The sequence below is a fragment of the Burkholderia sp. BCC1996 genome (assembly GCF_905339955.1).
GTDB lineage: Bacteria > Pseudomonadota > Gammaproteobacteria > Burkholderiales > Burkholderiaceae > Burkholderia.
Genome location: NZ_CAJPHM010000017.1, coordinates 90,702 through 112,490 on the forward strand (window position 1 = coordinate 90,702; position 21,789 = coordinate 112,490).

Here is a 21,789-nt window from a genome sequence, read left to right on the forward strand (position 1 = left end):
GATAGACGAACGGGCCGCGCAAATATTTAGCCCTGCCTTCAAAAAATGCATCCGTGCCGGCTTTGCGCGCAAAACGGTAAAAAATCGGCCGCGCCGTTCGTCACACCAGTGAAGCCGCCCCATGCGGCCCCGAGACTTGGCCGAAGCGGCCGGACCGAAGGACTTCACGCACATGACGAGTTTCCCGACTGCGTTGCATCACCGAATCCGCGAACTGGCGCGCCGCGCGCCCGACGCGCCCGCGCTCGCCGCGCCTTTTCAGAACGACCTGCGCCTGTCGCGCGGCGCGCTCGACGCGCGTGCGTCGCACCTTGCCCGCCAACTGCGCGCGGCCGGTGTCGGCGCGGAAGTGCGGGTGGGTGTCTGCGTCGAGCGCTCGTGCGAGCTGTTCGTCGCGCTGCTCGCCGTGCTGAAGGCGGGCGGCGTATTCGTGCCGCTCGATCCGCGTCATCCGGCCGCGCGCCTCGACTGGATCGTCCGCGATGCGCAACTGCGGCACGGCGTCGTCGATGCGGCCGGCCGCGCGTCGTTCGAACACGCATTCGACGCAAGCTCCGCGGAGGCCGCCGCCGGCGTCGACGACGAGGACGTGCCCGTTCATCCGCGCTCGGCCGCCTACATGATCTATACGTCGGGCTCGACCGGCACGCCGAAGGCGGTGGTCGTCGAGCACGGGCCGCTCGCCGCGCATTGCGATGCGCTCGCGGCCGCGCTGCCGATCGCGGGCGGCGACCGCCTGCTGCATTTCGCGTCGGTCAATTTCGATGCCGCGCACGAATGCTGGCTCGCGCCGCTCGCGGTTGGCGCGAGCGTGACGATCGCGCCGCCGCAACCGTTCGCGCCGGACGCCGCGCATGCGCTGATGGTGCGCGAAGCGGTCAGCGTCGCCGCGTTCCCGCCGGCCTACCTGCGCGAATTCGCGGCCGTCGCCGCGCGCGACGGCGTGCCGCCGGCCTTGCGCGTGCTCGCGTTCGGCGGCGAAGCGCTGCCGCAACAGGCATTCGAATTCGTGCGCCGCACGTTCCCGTCGGTACGCCTGATCAACGGCTACGGGCCGACCGAAGCCGTGATCTCGCCGATGCTGTGGCCGGTCGAGCCGGGTGAAATGCCCGCGCTGGCAGCGGACGATGCGTATGCGTCGCTGCCGATCGGGCGCGCGATCGGCCCGCGTGTCGCGCGCATCGACGGCGACGAGGGCGGCGAGTCGAGTGAAGCGGGCGAGGGCGGCGAGCTGCTGCTCGGCGGCGTGTGTCTCGCGCGCGGCTATCACGGCCGCCCGGCGCTGACCGCCGAACGCTTCATTCCCGATGCGCACGGCGAACCCGGTGCCCGCGTGTACCGTACCGGCGACCTCGCGCGCCTGCGCGCCGACGGTGCGTTCGATTATCTCGGCCGCCTCGACGATCAGGTCCAGGTGCGCGGCGTGCGTGTGGAGCCCGCGGAAATCGCCGCGTGCCTGCGCACGCATCCGGCAGTGGCCGACGCGGCCGTGATCGCCGAAACCGGCAACGGGCCGACGCGGCTGATCGCGTGCGTCGCGCTGCGCGCGGCCGCCGACGACGCGGCGCTGAAGGCGCACGTGGGCGCGCAATTGCCCGCCGCGTGGCAGCCGCACCGCTTCGTGCGCTGCGATGCGCTGCCGTACACGCTGAACGGCAAGCTCGACCGTGCCGCGCTGCGCGAGCGCAGCGCGGCCGCGCGCGACGCCGAAGCACCCGCCGGCGCCGCGCCGCGCACGCCGACCGAAGCGCAGATCGCCGGCTTCTGGCAGACGCTGCTCGGCCTCGACGCGACGCCGTCGCGCGACGATCGCTTCTTCGCGCTGGGCGCCGATTCGCTCGCCGCGATGCAACTGCAGGCCGCGATCCGCGCCGCGTTGCGCGTGAACCTGCGGCTCGACACGCTGTTCGCCGATCCGGCACTGGCCGAGCTGGCCGCGCGCGTCGATCGCGCGGAGCGCGAAACGGGCGAGCCGCTGGCCGCGATTGCCGCACGCCGTGCACCGGCCGAAGCCGCCGCATCGGGTGCCCCGCATGTCGATCGTGCCGCATCGCTCGCACAGCAACGCTTCTGGGTGCTCGCGCAAACGCGCGATGCCAGCGCCGCGTATCACATCGCCGCGCACTGGACGATCGACGGCGCGCTCGACCGCGCTGCGCTGCAGCGTGCGCTCGATCACGTGATCGGGCGGCACGACGCGTGGCGCACGACACTCGTCGACAACGACGACGGCATCGTGATGCAGCGCATCCATGCCCGTCTGCCGGTTACGATCGCGACGCTCGACTTGCGCGACCAGCCGCCGGCCGCTCGCGACGCGCAAGCCGCGCGTATCGCCGAGCGCGACGCGGGCGCACCGTTCGATCTGTCGAACGGGCCGCTGCTGCGCGCGACGCTCGTCGTGCTCGCCGACGATCGCCACCGGCTGCTGCTGACTGCGCACCACGCGATCACCGACGGCTGGAGCTCGCGCTGCGCATTCGACGAATTGTCGGCCGCGTACCGTGCGTATGCGGAAGGGCGCGAACCGTCGTTGCCGCCACTGCCGATCCAGTACGCCGACTATGCGGACTGGCAGCGCGACATGCTCGCCGGCGGCGAAGGCGAGCGCCAGCTCGATTACTGGCGCGGCGCCTTGCGCGACGTGCCGGGCCCGCTCGCGCTGCCGGTCGATCGGAAGCCGGGTGGGACGCGCACGCTGCAGGGCGCACGCGTGTCGGTTCGCCTGCCCGACGCGGTTGCGGCCGACGTCCGGCGTCTCGCGCGCGACGCGCAGGCCACGGTCTTCACGGTACTGCTGGCCGCGCTCGACGCATGGCTGTCGCGCCTGACCGGCGAGACCGACGTGGTCGTCGCGGTGCCGGTCGCGCATCGGCAGCGGCCGGAAACCCGCGCGCTGCTCGGCCTGTTCCTGAACACGGTCGCGCTGCGCGTGCAGGTGGCGCCGACGCTGCCGTTCCGCGCGCTGGTCGACGCGGCGCGTACGGCGGCACTCGATGCGGTCGCGCACCAGGACGTGCCGTTCGAGCGCGTCGTCGATGCGGTGAAACCGCCCGTCAGGCGCGGCGACGAATGGCTGCGCGTGAAATTCGCGCAGCAGTTCGACGCGCGGCACGACAGCGTGCTGCCGGGCGCGACCGCCGTTGCGACGCCGGGGCCCGATCTCGCCGCGCGCTTCGACTTCGCACTGGATTTCACCGACGACGCGCACGGGATCGAACTCGTCGCCGCCTATGCGACCGACTGCATCGAGGCCGACACCGCGCGCGCATGGCTCGACAGCTATGCGGCGCTCGTCGCGTCCGCCGCACATGAACCGCACCGCGCGACGGCCGCGCTGCCGTGCGATGCGTCGCCGGCATCGCGCCAGCCGCGCGACGGCCGTGCGTTGCAGATCGAACACGCCGACATCGTCGCCGCGTTCGCGCGGCAGGCCGCCGCGTATCCGCATCGCGTCGCACTCGCCGATGCGTCGGCGTCGCTGACGTTCGCCGAACTCGACGATGCGTCGAACCGTATCGCACATGCGCTGAAACTGCGCGGCGCGACGGCCGAAGCACCCGTCATCGTCTGCATCGAGCGCTCGGCCCGCTTCGTCGTCGGCCTGCTCGGCGCACTGAAGGCCGGCGCGCTGGCCGTGCTGCTCGACCCGGCCCAGCCGGCCGCGCGCCTCGTGGCCGCGGCCGCCGATTGCGGCGCGCGCTGGGCGCTCGTCGCGCAGCAGCCGGACGGGGCCGCGTGGCCGGCCGGCAGCGCCGCACAGCCGCTCGACGTCGACACGCTCGCGCAGGACGCGACGCTCGCGCATGCGGCCGGCATCCGCGTCGCGCCGCATCCGGAACAGGGCGCGTACCTGATCTATACGTCGGGTTCGACCGGCACGCCGAAGGGTGTCGTCGTGTCGCACGGCGCACTGGCCGACTACGTGCAGGGGATGCTCGACGAACTCGCGTTCGCACCGGACGCGTCGTTCGCGATGGTGTCGACGGTTGCCGCCGACCTCGGCCACACGACGCTGTTCGGCGCGCTGTGCGCGGGCCGCACACTGCACCTGCTGCCGGCCGCGTGCGCGTTCGATCCGGACCTGTTCGCCGACGAGATGCGCCGCCGCGACGTCGGCGTGCTGAAGATCGTGCCGAGCCACCTGCAGGCGCTGCTCGACGCGCGCGTGCCGGCCGACGTGCTGCCGCGCCATGCGCTCGTGACCGGCGGCGAAACGCTGACGTGGGCGCTCGTCGCGCGAATCGCCGCGCTCGCGCCGGCCTGCCGCGTGATCAACCATTACGGGCCGACCGAGGCGACCGTCGGCGCGATCGCGTGCGACACCGCGTCGATCGCCGCCGATGCGCGCGATCCCGCGAGCGGCGTGCCGCTCGGCGGCCCGCTGCCGAATGCGCGCGCGCTGGTGCTCGACGCGTTCGGCGCGTGCGTGCCGGCCGGCGCGGCGGGCGAACTGTATCTCGGCGGGCCGGGCGTGGCGCGCGGCTACCTGAACCGGCCCGCGCAGACCGCCGAGCGCTTCGTGCCCGATCCGTTCGCGGCCGGTGCGCGCCTGTATCGAACCGGCGACCGCGTGCGCCTGCGCGCGGACGGCCGTCTCGCGTTCCTCGGCCGCATCGACGACCAGGTGAAGATTCGCGGCTATCGCGTCGAGCCGGGCGAGGTGAGCGCGGCGGTACGCGCGGCCGGCCCGATCGCGCAGGCCGAAACGCTCGCGATCGAGCACGACGCCCGCCTGCGGCTCGCCACGTTCGTCGTGATGCGCGACGGCGCGGCATTCGACGAAGCGGCGGTACGCGCGGCGCTCGGCGCGACGTTGCCCGACTACATGGTGCCCGCGCAGTTCGTCGCGCTCGCGAGCCTGCCGGTGACCGCGAACGGCAAGCTCGATCGCGCGGCGCTGCGTGAGCTGGCCGCATCGCCGATGGCGGTGGCCGCCGGCGATGCGCCGCAGGGGCCCGTCGAAACGGCGCTCGCCGAAGTCTGGCAAGCGGTGCTGAAGGCGCCGCACGTCGGCCGCGACGACAATTTCTTCGAACTCGGCGGCGATTCGATTCTAGTGCTGCAGGTGATCGCACGTGCCCGCAAGCGCGGCGTGCGCTTCACGCCGAAGCAGCTGTTCGACGGCCCGACGGTCGCCGAACTCGCGCGCATCGCGAAGTTCGAGGACGTTGCCGCCGCAACGACATCGACCGCGCCGGCTCGGTCCGCAACGGTTTCCGCAGCGGTCCTGACGCCTGCACAGCAGCACTTTTTCGCGCTCGACGTGCCGCATCCGGGCCACTGGAACCAGTCCGTCGCGTTCGACGTGCGCGGTCCGTTCGACGCCGACGCATTCGCGCGTGCATTCGATACGTTGCTCACCCATCACGACGCATTCCGCCAGCGCTTCGCGCGTGGTGCGGACGGCAAGTGGCACGCGAGCGATGCGCCGAAACCGTACGACGCGCTGCCGTTCGTCGAAGTCGCCGCGCGCGACGAAGCCGATGCATTGGCGCGCTTCGATGCGTTGCAGCGCCGCCTCGACCTCGGCCGCGGGCCGCTCGCGTGCGCATGCACGGCGCGGCTGCCGGACGGCGCGACGCGGCTGTATCTGGCGATTCACCACGCGATCGTCGACGGCGTGTCGTGGCGCATCCTGCTCGACGACCTCGACGCCGCGTATCGCGCCGCATGCGAGCGCACGCCGGTTCGCCTGTCGCAGCCGGGCCTGCGCGCGGATGCGTGGGCCGCGCGCCTCGCGCGTGCCGCGACGGAGCCGGCGTCGCCGTTCGCCGCTGAAGCGGCTTACTGGGCCGGCATGGCACAGGGCGACGACCTGGTGCCCGATCATCCCGACGCGCCGGCGACGAACGCCGACGCAGCCGTCGTCGTGCAGACGATCGATGCGGCATTGACCCGTGCCGCGCTGACCGACGCGCACGCCGCGTATCGCACGCAGACGATCGAACTGCTGGGCGCGGCGCTCGCGCTGGCGCTTGCCGGTGCCGACGGCGCCGCGTCGTGCCGCGTCGAACTCGAAGGGCATGGCCGCGAGGCGCTGTTCGACGATGCGGACGCGAGCCGCACGATCGGCTGGCTGACGAGCCACTATCCGGTCACGCTGCCGGTCGAAGCCACCGCGCGCGACACGCTGTGCGCGGTCAAGGACACGCTGCGCGCGGTGCCGCACAAGGGGCTCGGCTTCGGCGTGCTCGCGCATTACGGCGACGCGGCGACGCGGGCGGCGCTGGCCGCCGTGCCGCGTCCGCGCGTCACGTTCAACTATCTCGGCCAGTTCGACGCACCGCGCGACGCGACGCTCGTGCCGCGCTTCGGCGGCACCGGCATCGAGCGCGATCCGCAAGGGCCGCTCGGCAACACGCTCGCGATCCATGCGTACCTCGATACCGACCGCGACGGCGCACGCACACTGAAGGTTCACTGGGTGTACGGCGCGCCGCAGTTCGAGCGCGCGACGATCGATGCGCTCGCGGAACGCTATGCGGCCGCACTGCGCGAACTCGCCGACGCATGCGCATCGCGTGTCGCGCATCGCGGCGGCGGCGCGACGCCAGGCGACTTCCCGCTCGCGCAGGCCGCCGGCCTCACGCAGGCCGCGATCGAGCGCGCGCCGCTCGACTGGCGCACGATCGACGACGTGTATCCGCTGTCGCCGATGCAGCAGGGGATCCTGTTCCATGCGCTGTTCGCGCCCGGTCACGCGAGCTACGTGAACCAGCTCGTCGCGACCGCGACGGCGCTCGATGCCGACCGGCTCGCGGCCGCGTTCGCCGCCTCGGTCGCACGTCACGACATCCTGCGCACCAGCGTGATGCCCGACGAGGCCGCACCGCTGCAATGCGTGCATCGCCATGCGCGGATGCCGGTCGAGCAACTCGACTGGCGTACGCGCGGCGACACGCTCGACGCCGACTTCGACGCGTGGCTCGCGGTCGATCGCGCACGCGGCTTCGATTGGCGCGAGCCGCCGCTGATGCGGCTCACGCTGATCCGCGTAACGGACGATGCGTGGCGCGTCGTGTGGACGCGCCACCATGTGCTGCTCGACGGCTGGAGCACCGCGCGCCTGCTCGCGGACGTGCTGCGCGACTATCGCGACCCCGATGCGGTGTCGCCGTTCGCGAGCCGCCCGGCGCTGCGCTATCGCGACTTCATCGCGTGGCTCGGCACGCGCGACCGCGACGCCGATGAGCGTTTCTGGACCCGGCGGCTCGCGCGCCTCGACGCGCCGACGCTGATCGCCGAGCGTGTGGCCGACCGCGCGGACGCCGAGATGGTCACGTGGCGCGCGACGATCGACGCGGCTGCGACGACGCGTATCGCGCACACGGCGCGCGCGCTGAAGCTGACCGTCAACACGCTGGTGCAGGGCGCGTGGGCGCTCGCGCTGCAGCGCATGACGCACCAGCCGGCCGTCGCGTTCGGCGCGACCGTCGCGGGCCGTCCCGATGCGCTCGCGGACGTCGATACGGTGCTCGGCCTCTTCATCAACACGCTGCCGGTGATCACGGCGCCCGCGCCGCAACAACGCGCGGCCGACTGGCTGCAAGGATTGCAGCGCGAGAACGCGGCGGCCGCCGAGCATGCGCATACGCCGCTCGCCGACATCCAGCGCTGGGCGCGCGGCGCCGGCGGCGCGCTGTTCGACACGCTGGTCGTGTTCGAGAACTACCCGGTCGACGACACGGCGCGCGATGCCGATCCGCGTGCGCTCGCGCTGCGCGGCGTGCGCAGCATCGAGTCGACCGATTTCGCGCTGACGCTCGTGATCGAAAGCGGCGCCGAGCTGACGATCGACTACGGCTACGACACCGCGCGCGTCGATGCGCACCAGGTCGAGACCTGGCACCGCGCGTTCGCGTGCGCGCTCGATGCTCTGGCCCGCACGCCCGACGCGCTGCTCGGCACGCTGTCGATCGCCGACGACGCGACGCGCGACGCGCTGGCCAGCGCGCAAGACACCGCACGGAGCTGGCCGGACGCGCAGCGGCAACCGCTGCATCTGCAATTCGCGGACGCCGCACGCGCAACGCCCGATGCGATCGCACTCGAATACACGGATGCCCAGGGCCACCTGCAACGCGCGACCTATCGCGAACTCGACCGGAACACGACGCGCGTCGCCGCCGCCTTGCGCCGGCGCGGCGTGCGGCCCGACACGCCGGTCGCGCTGTGCGTCGAGCGTTCGTTCGACATGGTGACGGCGCTCGTCGGCGTGCTGAAGGCAGGCGCCGCGTACCTGCCGGTCGACCCCGACTATCCGGCCGAGCGCATCGCGTACCTGCTGCGCGACGCGCGGCCCGCGGTCGCGATCACGCAGGCCCATCTGCGCGCACGAGTCGAGGCCGCGCTCGGCGACGACGCGACGACGCAGTTGCTGACGGTCGCCGATCTGCTCGCCGATGACGCGAACGATGGCGGCGAGCACGGCGAAGCGGGCGATGCCGCCGAGATCGCGACCGACATCGACGCCGCCCAGCTCGCATACCTGATCTACACGTCCGGCTCGACCGGCAAGCCGAAGGGCGCCGGCAACTCGCACGGCGCGCTCGCGAACCGGATCGCGTGGATGCAGCACGCGTACCGGCTCACGCGCGACGACGTCGTGCTGCACAAGACGCCGTTCGGCTTCGACGTGTCGGTGTGGGAATTCGCGTGGCCGCTCGCGACCGGCGCGAAGCTCGCGATCGCCGCGCCCGGCGACCACCGCGATCCGGCTCGCCTCGCGGCCGCGATCCATGCGCACGGCGTGACGGTGCTGCACTTCGTGCCGTCGATGCTGGCCGCGTTCGCCGCGTATCTCGACGATTTCCAGGCCGCCGCGCAATGCGACAGCGTGCGCCTGATCGTCGCGAGCGGCGAGGCGCTCGCGCCGGAACTCGTCGCGAAGGTCGCGCGGCTCGTGCCGAACGCGACGCTCGTGAACCTGTACGGGCCGACGGAAGCCGCGATCGACGTGTCGCACTGGACCTGCGGCCCCGACGACGCCAACGCATTCGCGGTGCCGATCGGCCATCCGATCGCGAACCTGCAGTTGCACGTGCTCGACGAGGCCTGGCAGCCGGTGCCGGCCGGCGCGACCGGCGAACTGTATCTGGCCGGCGCGGGGCTCGCGCGCGGCTATCTCGGCCGCCCGGGGCTGACCGCCGAGCGTTTCGTGCCCGATCCGTTCGTGCCGGGCGCGCGCATGTATCGCACCGGCGACCTCGCACGGCGTCGCGCCGACGGCGCGCTCGACTACCTCGGCCGCGTCGACACGCAGGTGAAGCTGCGCGGCCAGCGGATCGAGCCGGGCGAAATCGAGGCGCTGCTGCGCACGGCGCCGGGCGTGCACGACGCGGTCGTGATCGTGCGCGACGAGCAGCTGATCGGCTATGTCGCACGCGGCGACGCGGGGCCGCTCGACCGTGCGGCCCTGCTGGATTCGCTGCGCGCGCAGTTGCCGGCCTACATGGTGCCGTCGCAATTGATCGAACTCGACGCGCTGCCGGTCACGCCGAACGGCAAGTGCGACCGCCATGCGTTGCCCGCACCGGTGCGCGAGGCGGCCGCGGCCAGCGAACTCGCGACCGACACGGAGCGCGCGCTCGCGGCGATCTGGCAACGCGTGCTGCACGTCGACGCGATCGGCCGCGACGACGATTTCTTCCTGCTCGGCGGCCACTCGCTGCTCGCGACGCAAGCCCATGCGCAGGCGAACCTGCACTGGGGCCTCGCGCTGCCGCTGCGCACGCTGTTCGACACCCGCACGCTCGCACGCTGCGCGGACGCGATCGATGCGGCCTGCGCGGCACGCGGCGCGACCGACGCGGCGAGCGCGATCGACGCGCTGCTCGGCGAACTGGAAACCCAATAAGGACGACGGATGACGAGGATGCAACCCGACTGGCTCGCACTCGCGACGCGTTTCGCGCAATTGCCCGACGCGCAGCGCGCGGTGTTCATCGACAAGCTCGGCGCGGCCGGCATCGACTTTCGCATGCTGCCGATCCCTCCGCGCACGCCGCGCGGCGACCGTGTGCCGGCATCGTTCGCGCAGACGCGGCTGTGGCTGCACGCGCGGCTGATCGACGCGCCGGACGCGTATCACATCACCGAGCGGCTCGCGCTGACAGGCCCGCTCGACGCGCACGCGCTGCGGCTCGCGTGCGATGCGCTGATCGCGCGCCATGAAGCGCTGCGCACGACCTTCGACGAAGCGGAGGACGGCGTCGCGCAGACGATCCATCCGCCGCTGCGCTGCCCGTGGCGCGAGACCGGTCTCGAAGCGCTGCCCGACGCGCAGCGCATGGCACGCGCCGAAAGCATCGCGACCGCCGACGAAGCCGCCGCGTTCGATCTCGGCGCGGCGCCGCTCATGCGCGCACACCTGATCCGTCTCGACGCGACGCATCACTGGCTCGCGCTGACCGTTCACCACATCGTGTCGGACGGCTGGTCGTCGGACGTGATGCGGTTCGAGCTCGCGGCGTTCTATCGCGCGTATGCGTCGGGCGCGCCGGTGCCGCTCGCGCCGCTGCCGATCCAGTATGCGGACTATGCGCTGTGGCAACGCCGCTGGCTCGATGCCGGCGAGCGCGATCGGCAGCTGGCGTTCTGGCGCGAGCGCCTCGACCCGCAACGCGGCGTGCTGACGCTGCCCGGTGCCGCAGCGCGGCCGGCGCGCCGCAGCGCACGCGGTGCGCGTCACGTGTTTTCCCTCGACGCACACACCGGCGCGCGGCTGCGCGCGTTCGCGGCCGCGTCGGGCGCGACGCCGTTCGCGGTGCTGCTCGCGGCGCTCGACGCGCTGCTCGCGCGCGCGACCGGCGATGCGCGGATCTGCGTCGGCGTGCCGGCCGCGAACCGCGAGCGCGCGGAAACGGCCGGCCTGATCGGCTTTTTCGTCAACACGCTCGCGATCGATGTCGACGTGCCCGCGCACGGCGATTTCGCGTCGCTGGTCGCGCGCACGCAGCGCGCGCTCGTCGATGCGCAGATGCATCAGGACGTGCCGTTCGAGCAGGTCGTCGACGCGCTCGGCGTGCCGCGTAGCGCCAGCCACCATCCGCTGTTCCAGGTGATGGCCGCATACGGCGAGCGCCGCGCGCTGCCGGCGCTGGGCGCGGCATCGGCAACCTTGCTGCCGTCCGGCACGCCTTCCGCGAAATTCGACCTGACGCTTGCCGTCGAGGCGACGCCCGACGGCACGTTCGACGCCGCATTCATCTACGCGCTCGACCTGTTCGACGGCGACGCGATCGCGCGGCTGGCCGCGCGCTTCGTCACGCTGCTCGGCGATGCGCTCGCGCGCCCCGACATGCCGATCGGCGATCTCGACTGGCTGCCGGCCGACGAACTCGCGCAACTCTTCGCGTGGAACGCACCGGCGGGCGCGGCCGAAGCCGAACCGTTCGTGCCGGTGCACGCGCGGATCGCAGCGCACGCGCACGCACGGCCCGACGCACGCGGTGTCGCCGACATCGATCGCGCGCTGACGCGCGGCGAGGTCGACGCGCGCGCGGCCCGCATCGCACGCAATCTCGTCGCGGCCGGCGTGCGGCCCGAGATGCGCGTCGGCGTCGCGCTGCAGCGCTCGGTCGACCTGCTGGTCGCGCTGATCGCGGTGCTGAAGTCGGGCGCCGCGTTCGTGCCGCTCGATCCGGCGCATCCGCGCGAACGGCTCGCGCAGATCGTCGGCGACGCGGGCATCGCGCACGTGCTGACCGACGCCGCGAGCGCCGCCTCGCTGCCCGAGCTGCCGGCGCTGCGCGTCTGGCGCGCGGACGAAGTCGACGCGCTCGACGAAGCCGCGGACGTCGCGCTGCCGGACGTGCTGCCCGGCCATGCGGCGTACGCGATCTACACGTCCGGCTCGACCGGCAAGCCGAAGGGCGTGATCGTCGATCACGCGGCGTTCGCGCGGCATTGCGTGGCGATCGCCGAGCGCTACGGCGCGGGCGAGCACGACGTGTTCCTGCTGTTCCAGTCGGTCAACTTCGACGGCGCGCACGAAGGCTGGTTTTCGCAGTACCTGTCGGGCGCCGCCGTGTCGGTGACGGCCGACGTGCTGTGGCCGCCCGCGCAGACCTGCGCGATGATGATTCGCGACGGCGTGACGATGACCTACGTGCCGCCCGGCTGCGCCGCACAGCTTGCCGAATGGGCGCTCGTGCATGGCGCGCCGCCGACGCTGCGCTCGCTGACCGTCGGCGGCGAGGCGACGTCGCGCGAAGCCTTCGCGATGTTGCGCCGCGCGATGCCGAAAGTACGCGTGGTCAACGGCTACGGCCCGACCGAAACCGTGATCACGCCGACGCTGTGGATGTTCCGTCCCGGCGACGATCTCGCGACGCTCGGCGACGCCGCGTACCTGCCGATCGGCACGCTGGTCGGCGCGCGCACCGCGCACGTGCTCGACGCGCGGCTGCATCCGCTGCCGGTCGGCGTGATCGGCGAGCTGTACCTCGGCGGCGAGGGGATCGGCGTCGCGCGCGGCTATCTCGACCGTCCCGCGCTGACGGCCGAGCGCTTCGTGCCCGATCCGTACGGCGCGCCGGGCGCACGCCTGTATCGCACGGGCGACCTCGTGCGGCGGCGCGCGGACGGCGTATTCGACTTCATCGGCCGCGTCGATCACCAGGTGAAGCTGCGCGGGCTGCGCATCGAACTCGGCGAGATCGAGGCGCAACTGGCCGCGCACGACGCGGTGCGCGAAGCGTGCGCGGTCGTGCACGGGCAGGGCGCGCAGGCGCAGCTCGTCGCGTACGTCGAACTGACCGCCGACGCGCAGGCGGCCGCGCAACCGGTGGAGGCCGCGACGCTCGACGCACATCTGCGCCGCACGCTGCCCGACTACATGGTGCCCGCGCAGCTGATCGTGCTCGACGCGCTGCCGCGCAACGCGAACAGCAAGGTCGATCGGGCGCGGCTGCCGGCGCCGGTGCGCGTCGAACGTGCCTACGAGGCGCCGCACGACGGCGACGAAACGGCGCTCGCGGCGATCTGGCGCGACGTGCTGAACGTCGAGCGCGTCGGCCGCGGCGATCACTTCTTCGAACTCGGCGGCCATTCGCTGGCGGCGGTGCGCGTCGCGACGCGCGTTGCCGAGCGGCTCGGCCGCGACGTGCCGGTGCGCGCGCTGTTCGAAGCGCCGGTGCTCGCGCAATACGCGCGCCAGGTGGCCGATGCGCCGCGCGCCGCGCACGCCGGCGCCGCGGCGCCGGGCGTCGCGATGGTGAAGCCCGATGCGCACGGCGTGTGGCCGCTGTCGCCCGCGCAACTCGGCCTGTGGTTCCTGTGGCGCGCGCAGCCGGACAGCGCCGCATACAACATTCCGGTCGCGCTGCGCGTGCGCGGCCCGCTCGACGTCGATGCGCTGCGCGCGGCGTTTTCGGCGGTCGCGGCCGCGCATCCGGCGCTGCGCACGCGGCTCGTCGCGCGCGACGGCATGCTGCCGGGCCAGCGGATCGACGCCGCGGCGAGCGTCGCGCTGCCGGTCGTCGACTTGTCCGCGCAGCCCGACGCGCTCGCGCGCGCGGCGGCGCTGACCGGCGCCGATGCGCTCGCGCCGTTCGATCTCGCGGCCGACGCGCCGCTGTGGCGCGCCCGCGTGCTGCGGCTCGGCGCGGACGATCACGTGCTGTCGGTGACGATCCATCACATCGTGTCGGACGGCGAATCGATCGAGCTGTGGCTCGACGCGGTGCGCGCGCGCTATGTCGCGCTCGTGCGCGGCGAAGCGGCCCGGGCCTCTTCGACGACGACAACAACGCCAGAAAACACGCCGCTCGTGCTGCCCGCGCCGTGCCAGCCGGCCCGCGTCGCGTACTGGCGCGACACGCTGGCCGACCTGCCGCCGCCCATGCTGCCGCAGCGCGCCGACGCGCCGGCCGTGCCGCAATGGCGTGCGGCGCGCATCGCGTTCGAGTTCGACGCGTCGCTGATCCGTGCCGCGCGCGATGCCGCGTCGGCGTCGCACGCGACGTTGCCGATGCTGCTGCATGCGGCGCTCAATACCGCGCTGTTCCGCGTGACCGGCGCGGCCGACCAGCCGGTCGGCGTGCTGGCATCGACGCGCGAACTCACGGGTGAAGCCGCACGCGACGCGCTCGGTCTCTTCATCAATTCGGTGGTCGTACGCACGCGGCTCGATTCCACGGCCCGCCGCGCGGACGTGCTCGCCCAGGTGCGCGACACGGCGCTCGCCGCGTATGCGCATGCGGACGTGCCGTTCGCCGACGTCGTCGCGGCGCTGCGCGCGCCGCGTGCCGCGCGGGCCAATCCGCTGTTCCAGGTGATGTTCAACTACCTGCGTCCGACCGGCGCGGCCGCACGCGACTGGGCCGGCCTGTCGCTCGCCGGCTTCGACGACGTGCGTCATCGCGTCGTGTTCACGCTGGAGCTGGACGTCGTCGAGCATCCGGACGGCCGCGTGAGCGCCGCGTTCTCCTATGCGGACGAACTGCTCGACGGCCGCTTCGTCGATGCGCTCGTCGATCTTTACCACGACGAAGTCGCGCGTTTCGCCGGTGCGGCGCAAGCGCCGCTCGGCGTGCCCGATGCGCTGTTCGCCGCGCGGGCAGCGGTCGCGATCGCACCGGCCGGCAACGCGAACCATGCGACGGCGTCATCGCGCGCGCCGACCACGGCTGCCGCGCTCGCCGCGCTGTGGTCGGACACGTTCGCGACGGCCGCGCCCGCGCCCGATGCCGATCTGTTCGAGGCCGGCGCGACGTCGTTCGACGTCGTGCGGTTCGTCGATGCGGCGAGCCGCGCCGGGCACGCGCTGACGGTGGCCGACGTGTTCGCGGCGCCGACGCTCGCGGCGCTCGGCACGCATCTCGACGCAGCGGCGCACACGCGGCTGGAGGTGCGCGATGCTGGCTGAAGTGCGCCCGGACGGATTCACGATGCTCGATACGTACCGCCTCGCGTTCGCGGACGGCTTGTTCGCGGTGCGCGACGGCACGGAGATCCGCGTCGCACAGGGCGACGGCATCGGCGCGCAGTTGCTGCGTGCGCAACTCGGCGACGACGGCGCGCTGCGCCTCGTCGCCTACAACCACCGTGCGGCGCCGGCCGACCAGCGCCGCGCGCTGCTGGCCGCGCTCGCCGCGGCGTTTTCGGACAGCGCGCGCCACGCGGCGATCCGGCTCGACCCGGCCGCATGGCCGGCGGTCGCGCTCGATGCGCTGCGCGCGAGCGGCGTGCTGGCCGACGGCGGCCGGTGCATGCGCGAGGGCTGGGCCCAGCAGGCCGATCTGTGGCGCGTCGGCGCGCATCTGCCGTGCGCGACGCTGCCGATGCTGACCGACGGCCGGCGTCATCCGCGCCGGCCGCCCGCGCCGCGCGGCGACGTGTATGCGCGCGACCTGCCGGCGCTCGGCGTGCGCTTCACGCTGCGCGGCTGGCAGCCGGGCGAGGATGCCGCGCGCCTTGCGCACTGGTTCGACGAGCCGCGCGTGCGCGACGGCTGGCCGGGCGCGCAGCCCGGCGCGCACGGCACGGCGCCCGATGCCGATCCGCACGTGAGCCCGCTCGTCGGCTGCTTCGACGGCGAACCGTTCGCGTACGTCGAGGCGTACTGGCTGAAGGAAGACCCGCTCGCGCCGCACGTCGGCGCGCGCGACTACGACCGCGGGCTGCGGATGCTGGTCGGCGCATCGCGCTGGCGCGGCCCGCATTGCGTGGCGGGCTGGCTGCCGTCCGTCGTGCATTACCTGTTTCTCGACGACCCGCGCACCGAAGCGGTCGGCTGCGCGGTCCCGGCCGGCCGCGCGCGGGTCGTCGATACCCTCGCGCGGCATGGCTTCGCGCGGCAGCGCCGCCTGGCGCTCGCCGGCGGGCAGCCGCTGTGGATGCGCACGCTGCGCGAGACCTTCTTCTCCGGCCGTCACGTCTGACGAGCCGGTTTCACCGACAAGGGAGCTGAGAGACATGCAGAGAGAAACCGTATTCGACCTGATCGGCGTCGGCTTCGGGCCGTCGAACCTGGCGCTGGCCGTGCGCCTCGCGGAACGCCGCGGCACGCGTCCGTTCGTGCATTGCTTCGTCGAACGCCAGCCGGAATTCGGCTGGCACCGCGGCATGCTGCTCGACGACTGCCGGATGCAGATCTCGTTTCTGAAGGATCTCGTCACGATGCGCGATCCGAAGAGCCGCTACACGTTCATCAACTATCTGTTCGAACGCGGCCGGCTGAACGAATTCGTCAACCTGAAGAACTTCTATCCGACCCGCGTCGAATTCCACGACTACCTGAGCTGGGTCGCCGACGCGTTCGACGAGCACGTCCACTACAGCGAAACCGTCACGGCGATCGAGCCCGTTCACGGCGACGGCGCGCGCGTCGATGCGCTGCGCGTGTTGTCGCGCGATGCGGCCGGCCGCGAACGCCAGCGCGTGACGCGTGCGCTGTCGGTCGGCGTCGGCGGCACGCCGGCGGTGCCGGACGCGTTCGCCGCGCTCGGCCGCGACCGCGTGATCCATTCGTCGTCCTACCTGACCGCCATCGACCGGCTGGTCGCGTCGCCGGACGGCGAGCGTCGTCGCGTCGCGGTGATCGGCGCGGGGCAGAGCGCGGCCGAGGTGTTCATCGACCTCGCGCGCCGCTTCCCGCACGTCGACGCGAGCCTCGTGATGCGCGCGGGCGCACTGAAACCGGCCGACGACAGCCCGTTCGTCAACGAGATCTTCAGCCCCGCGTTCACCGACGTCGTCTACGCGCAGCCGCACGACGCGCGCCGCGCGCTGCTCGAGCGCTATCGCGACACCAACTACGCGGTGGTCGACCGGCCGCTGATCGAGCAGATCTACGAAATGCTGTATCTGCAGCGCATCGACGGCACGCCGCGTCACGCGCTGCGCGCGAACAGCGCGATCGAGGCCGCGGTGCGCACCGCCGACGGCCGCATCGAGCTGACGCTGCGCGACCGGATGAGCGGCGCGACGCACGTCGAACGCTTCGACGCGCTGGTGCTGGCGACCGGCTACCGGCGCGACACGCATTCGGCGCTGCTCGAAGGACTCGCGCCGCACCTGGGCGATGCGCTCACGCGCGGCGACGTCACGCGCGACTACCTGCTCGCGACGCCCGAGCACTTCGCGCCGCGCATCTACCTGCAAGGCTGCTGCGAAGACAGCCACGGCCTGTCCGACACGCTGCTGTCGGTCCTCGCGCGTCGTGCGGACGAGATCTGCGCGTCGCTCGAAGAAGGGATCGCGCCCGGCCATGACGACGGGGCGGTCCGGGCGCTGCATGAACAACGACACCAAAACGGGGCGAGCGCGGGCCGCATGGCTTTCGCTCTTTGACAAAGGCGCGGTCGGAGACCGCATCAAAAAAGTGGAGCAGAGAAAGATGGAGTGGGCAACAGGCACGCGTGTGCGTGCGATCGCAGCCGCGGCGAGCGTGGCGTTCGGGATGGCGGCAGGGCATGCATACGCCCAGACGGCGCCGGCCGTGAACGCAGGTGCCGCGGTGTCGGCCGGCAGTGCGCAGAATGGTGCGGCGGCCAGTGCGGCGGCAAGCACGTCGACCGGCGCGCAGAATGGCCCGACGACCGGCACGCTGCCGGCGATCAACGTCAACGCGGGCTCGCAAGGCGACGGCACGGTCGGGCTCGTCGCGAAGCGCAGCCGGACCGGCACCAAGACCGATACGTCGATCAACGAAATCCCGCAGACGATCAACATCGTCACCGCGCAGCAGATCGAGATGACCGGCGCGACCGACGTGAACGCGGCGCTGCGCTACGTGCCGGGTTTCTCGTCGTACGGCTCGGACAACCGTTCCGACTGGTACGCGGCGCTGCGCGGCTTCACGCCGACCGCGTACGTGAACGGCCTGCAGGTGCCGAACACGCTGAACCTGTCGAGCTGGCGCGTCGATCCGTACATGATCGACAGCATCACCGTGCTGCGCGGGCCGACGTCGGTGCTGTACGGCGCCGGCGACCCGGGCGCGATCATCGACGTGCAGACCAAGACGGCCGACGGCGAACGCGTGCGCGAAGCCGGCGTGCAGTTCGGCAACTATGCGCGCAAGCAGTTCATGATCGACGTCGGCGACAAGCTCGATGCGGACGGCAAGTATGCGTACCGGTTCGTCGGCGTCGCGCGCGACGGCAACGCGCTGACCGGCCCGAACAACGACCAGCGCGTTGCGCTCGCGCCGTCGTTCCGCTGGCGTCCGGACGCGGACACGTCGCTGACGCTGTCCGCCACGTACCTGCAGGACTGGGGCGACATCTCGTCGAACTTCCTGCCGGCGCAAGGCACGGTGCTGCCGAACCCGAACGGGCAGCTCGACAAGGACGTCTACGGCGGCGATCCGGATTTCAACTACTACCGCAAGAAGCAGTGGTCGCTCGGCTACCAGTTCGAGCGGAATCTGAATTCGACGTGGACGTTCCGCCAGAACGTGCGCTGGATGCACCTGTCGCTCGACAACGGCTCGGTGTTCGGCGCGGGCTTCGCGGACGGCAGCCTGACCGACATCAACCGCTGGGCCGGCGTGTTCCAGACGAACTACAGCCGCTTCGACATCGACAACAACCTGCAGGGCCGCTTCGGCACGGGGCCGCTCGAGCACACGCTGCTGCTCGGCTTCCAGTACAACCGGCAGACCGCGACCGACAGCGAATGGCTGGCCGCCGCGCCGACGCTGAACATCTACAACCCGGTCTACACGCCCGTCACGCTGTCCGTGTTCTCGCCGCCGAACACCACGTACCGCACCAACACGTACACGACGATGAACACGTTCGGGCTGTACGTGCAGGACCAGGTCAAGTGGAACCGCTGGACGCTGACGCTCGGCGGCCGCGAGGACTGGGTCAACCAGCGGATGGACGACCGCGAGGGCGGCACGCAGTCGAAGGCCGACATCAGCGCGTTCACCGGCCGCGTGGGCCTCACCTACCAGGGCGACTACGGGCTGTCGCCGTACGTCAGCTACGCGACGTCGTTCAACCCGCTGATCGGCGTGAACCTGTACGGCGGCGGCCTGCCGCAGCCGACCCGCGGCAAGCAGATCGAGGCCGGCCTGCGCTGGCAGCCGCCCGGCAAGAACCTGATGCTGAGCGCGGCGATCTACCAGATCAACCAGACCAACGTGCTCACGTCGACGCCGCTCAATCTCGATCCGTCCGGCACGACGTCGGTCCAGACGGGCGAAGTGCGCTCGCGCGGGATCGAGCTGAACGCGACCGGCAAGCTCACGCGCAACCTGTCGCTGATCGCGTCCTACGTCTACCAGGACGTGAAGAACGTGAAGGCGAACGACGCATCGCTGAACAACTGGCCGGTCGACATTCCGCGACCGCGCCAGATGGCGTCGCTGTGGGCCGACTGGACGTGGCACACGGGGCCGCTCACGGGCTTCGGCCTGGGCGGCGGCGTGCGTTACCAGAGCGCGTCGGCCGGTGCGGCCGACAACTCGCTGACGGTCGCGAGCTACACGCTGTTCGACGCGGGTGTGCACTACGACACGCGCAACTGGCGCTTCGCCGTGAACGGGACGAACCTGTTCAACCGCCACTACATCAGCGGTTGCCAGTCGACGAGCGTCTGCATTTTCGGGACCGACCGCACGGTGCTCGCCACCGCGAAATACAACTGGTGACGCCGCGCGCGGCGGCGCCCCGGCCGGCCTTCGGGCCGGCGCGGGCGGGCCGCGGCGCCGTCGTCCGTTTTTTCCACGACGCCTCCATGCCGAAGAAAAATCTCGTCTACATCCAGTCGCTGCGCAACGGCGCGGCCGATCGCGCCGGCCAGCCGGTCGCCTACCGGGGCGGCACGCGCTACATGAAGGCGCCGCTCGAATTCCTCGTCGAGCGCCTGAACGACTCGCCGCTCGGCGAACGCTATGCGCTCAAGGGCGTGATCGTCGACGACGACGCAGGCTCGCCGGCCGACCGCGCGAAGGTCGCCGACTACGGCTTCGCGCGCACGCCGGGCCGCCCGTGGATCCTGCCCGACGGGCTGACGGTGCAGGGCCGGCCGGTCGACGAACTGTTCTGCACGATTGCATCGACGTACCGCCGGCTGCCGCGCGACGCGCGCGAGCGCGTGACGGGCAAGCAGGCGTTCGAGCGCCGCCTGCTCGAACGCCTGCTCGAACTCGACGCCGACGTGGTCGTGCTCGACGGGCTGCTCGTGATCCTCGACGAGCTCGTGCGTCCCGGCGCGCGCTTTCACCGCCGCATCGCGAACATCCATCCCGGCATTACGGCCGACGCTTCGCCGTACCAGCGGCGCGGTGCGTGGGCGACGCTCGACGCGCTGCACGGCGCGCGCGGCGAACGGGTCGACTGGGCGAGCGGCGCGACCTCGCGCATCGAACCGGTGACGATGACGGGCGCCTCGTTCCACTACGTCGACAACGGCATCGATTCCGGCGAGGTGATCTGCGACGTGCTCGACACGCCGATCGCGCCGGACGACACGATTCTCGAACTGCGCTGGAACAACTTCCAGCGCAGCCTGTTTCCGGCGCTCGAGCGGGGGCTGCACATCCTCGCCGACCGCCACGACGCGGGAGCACTGTGATGGAAGACACGCTGACGAAACCGGCCAACGCGGCAGACGCGGTCGAAGGCGAGGTGGCCGCGGCACTCGACGGCGCCGCGCACGGGCAGGAGCCGCCCGCCGTCGAGCGCACGCTCGACGCGTGGCGGCCCGGCGATCCGCCGGCGGCGCTGCTCGCGGAATTCGTCGCGCTGTTCAACACGGACACGCGGCACGACGCGGCGACGGTGTCGGTGCCGCTCGGCGGCGCCGATCCGGCGGCCGTTGCGTCGTACGTCGCGCGCGCGGTGCGCGAAGGCGTGATCGACGGCGCGCGGATCGCGGGCGACCGGCTGCGCGTCACCGCATCGCGCGCGACGTTCTGGCAGAACCCGCGGCCGTGGCTGAAGGCCCCCGCGTCGGGCGGGATGCCGCTGCGCTACACGATCACGAACGGCCACCGGCACCCGGTGCGGCCTCCGTCGCCGGCCGGCGAGATCTATGCGCGCTACATGCCGCAGGTCGGGATGACGTTCAGCCTGCGCACCGTCGACATCGCTGCACATGCGCAGCTGTTCAGCGACTGGATGAACCTCGATCGCGTCGCGCATTTCTGGGATCAGCGCGGCACGCTCGACGAGCACGCCGCGTATCTCGCGGAGCGGCTCGCCGATCCGCACATGCATCCGATGATCGGCTATTTCGACGACACGCCGTTCGGCTATTTCGAGTTCTACTGGGCGAAGGAGGACCGCCTCGCGCCGTTCTACGACGCGCACGACTACGATCGCGGGCTGCACCTGCTGATCGGCGACTCGCGCTTCCAGAGCGCGGGCAAGCTGCATGCATGGTGGAGCGGGGTGCTGCACTACATGTTCGTCGACGAACCGCGCACGCAGCGGCTCGTCGGCGAGCCGCGCGTCGATCACGTGCGGCATATCGCGTACATGCACCGGCTCGGGTTCCATACGTTGAAGGAGTTCGATTTCCCGCACAAGCGCGCGGCGCTTACCGTGATGGAGCGCGAAACATTCTTCGACACTTTCCGGTTGCCGTGACGGGGACGGGGGCGCGAAGTGTCGAGGCGTCGATTCGTCGAAACGTCGATTCGCAAGCGTGGACGTTTCGCGCGGCTTGCAGGGGGCGCGCATCGGCCGTTCGGGATATGGATCGGGTGGGCGGCATGAGGAAGAATGGTCGCTCCCTCATCGCAGACAGGTCGTGACGACATGGCAAGCACACCCGCGACAGCATCAGGCGCGATCCCGCATCCGCGCCGCCCGATATTGACATATG

General features: G+C 71.9%; 7 protein-coding genes. All 7 read left to right on the forward strand.

Features of this window, described 5'->3' with window-relative positions:
• The first annotated feature begins 172 nt into the window (after positions 1-172).
• Positions 173-9,859, forward strand: coding sequence for a non-ribosomal peptide synthetase (locus tag U4Z64_RS24065; protein WP_321821281.1), 9,687 nt, complete (start codon positions 173-175; stop codon positions 9,857-9,859).
• A gap of 9 nt (positions 9,860-9,868) precedes the next feature.
• The gene (locus U4Z64_RS24070) at positions 9,869-14,872 is read left to right on the forward strand and encodes a non-ribosomal peptide synthetase (RefSeq protein WP_321821282.1); all 5,004 of its coding nucleotides are present in this window, start codon (positions 9,869-9,871) and stop codon (positions 14,870-14,872) included.
• Positions 14,862-15,887, forward strand: coding sequence for a GNAT family N-acetyltransferase (locus U4Z64_RS24075; protein WP_321821283.1), 1,026 nt, complete (start codon positions 14,862-14,864; stop codon positions 15,885-15,887). The genes U4Z64_RS24070 and U4Z64_RS24075 overlap by 11 nt, the downstream gene beginning before the upstream one ends.
• A 34-nt stretch (positions 15,888-15,921) precedes the next feature.
• Positions 15,922-17,298, forward strand: a complete 1,377-nt coding sequence (locus U4Z64_RS24080) for a lysine N(6)-hydroxylase/L-ornithine N(5)-oxygenase family protein (protein WP_321821284.1) — start codon at positions 15,922-15,924, stop codon at positions 17,296-17,298.
• A gap of 46 nt (positions 17,299-17,344) precedes the next feature.
• Positions 17,345-19,609, forward strand: coding sequence for a TonB-dependent siderophore receptor (locus U4Z64_RS24085; RefSeq protein WP_321821285.1), 2,265 nt, complete (start codon positions 17,345-17,347; stop codon positions 19,607-19,609).
• An 86-nt stretch (positions 19,610-19,695) separates the two neighbouring features.
• Positions 19,696-20,535, forward strand: a complete 840-nt coding sequence (locus U4Z64_RS24090) for a formyltransferase family protein (protein ID WP_321821286.1) — start codon at positions 19,696-19,698, stop codon at positions 20,533-20,535.
• Positions 20,535-21,551, forward strand: coding sequence for a GNAT family N-acetyltransferase (locus tag U4Z64_RS24095; RefSeq protein ID WP_321821287.1), 1,017 nt, complete (start codon positions 20,535-20,537; stop codon positions 21,549-21,551). The genes U4Z64_RS24090 and U4Z64_RS24095 overlap by 1 nt, the downstream gene beginning before the upstream one ends.
• The last annotated feature ends 238 nt before the right edge of the window (positions 21,552-21,789 follow it).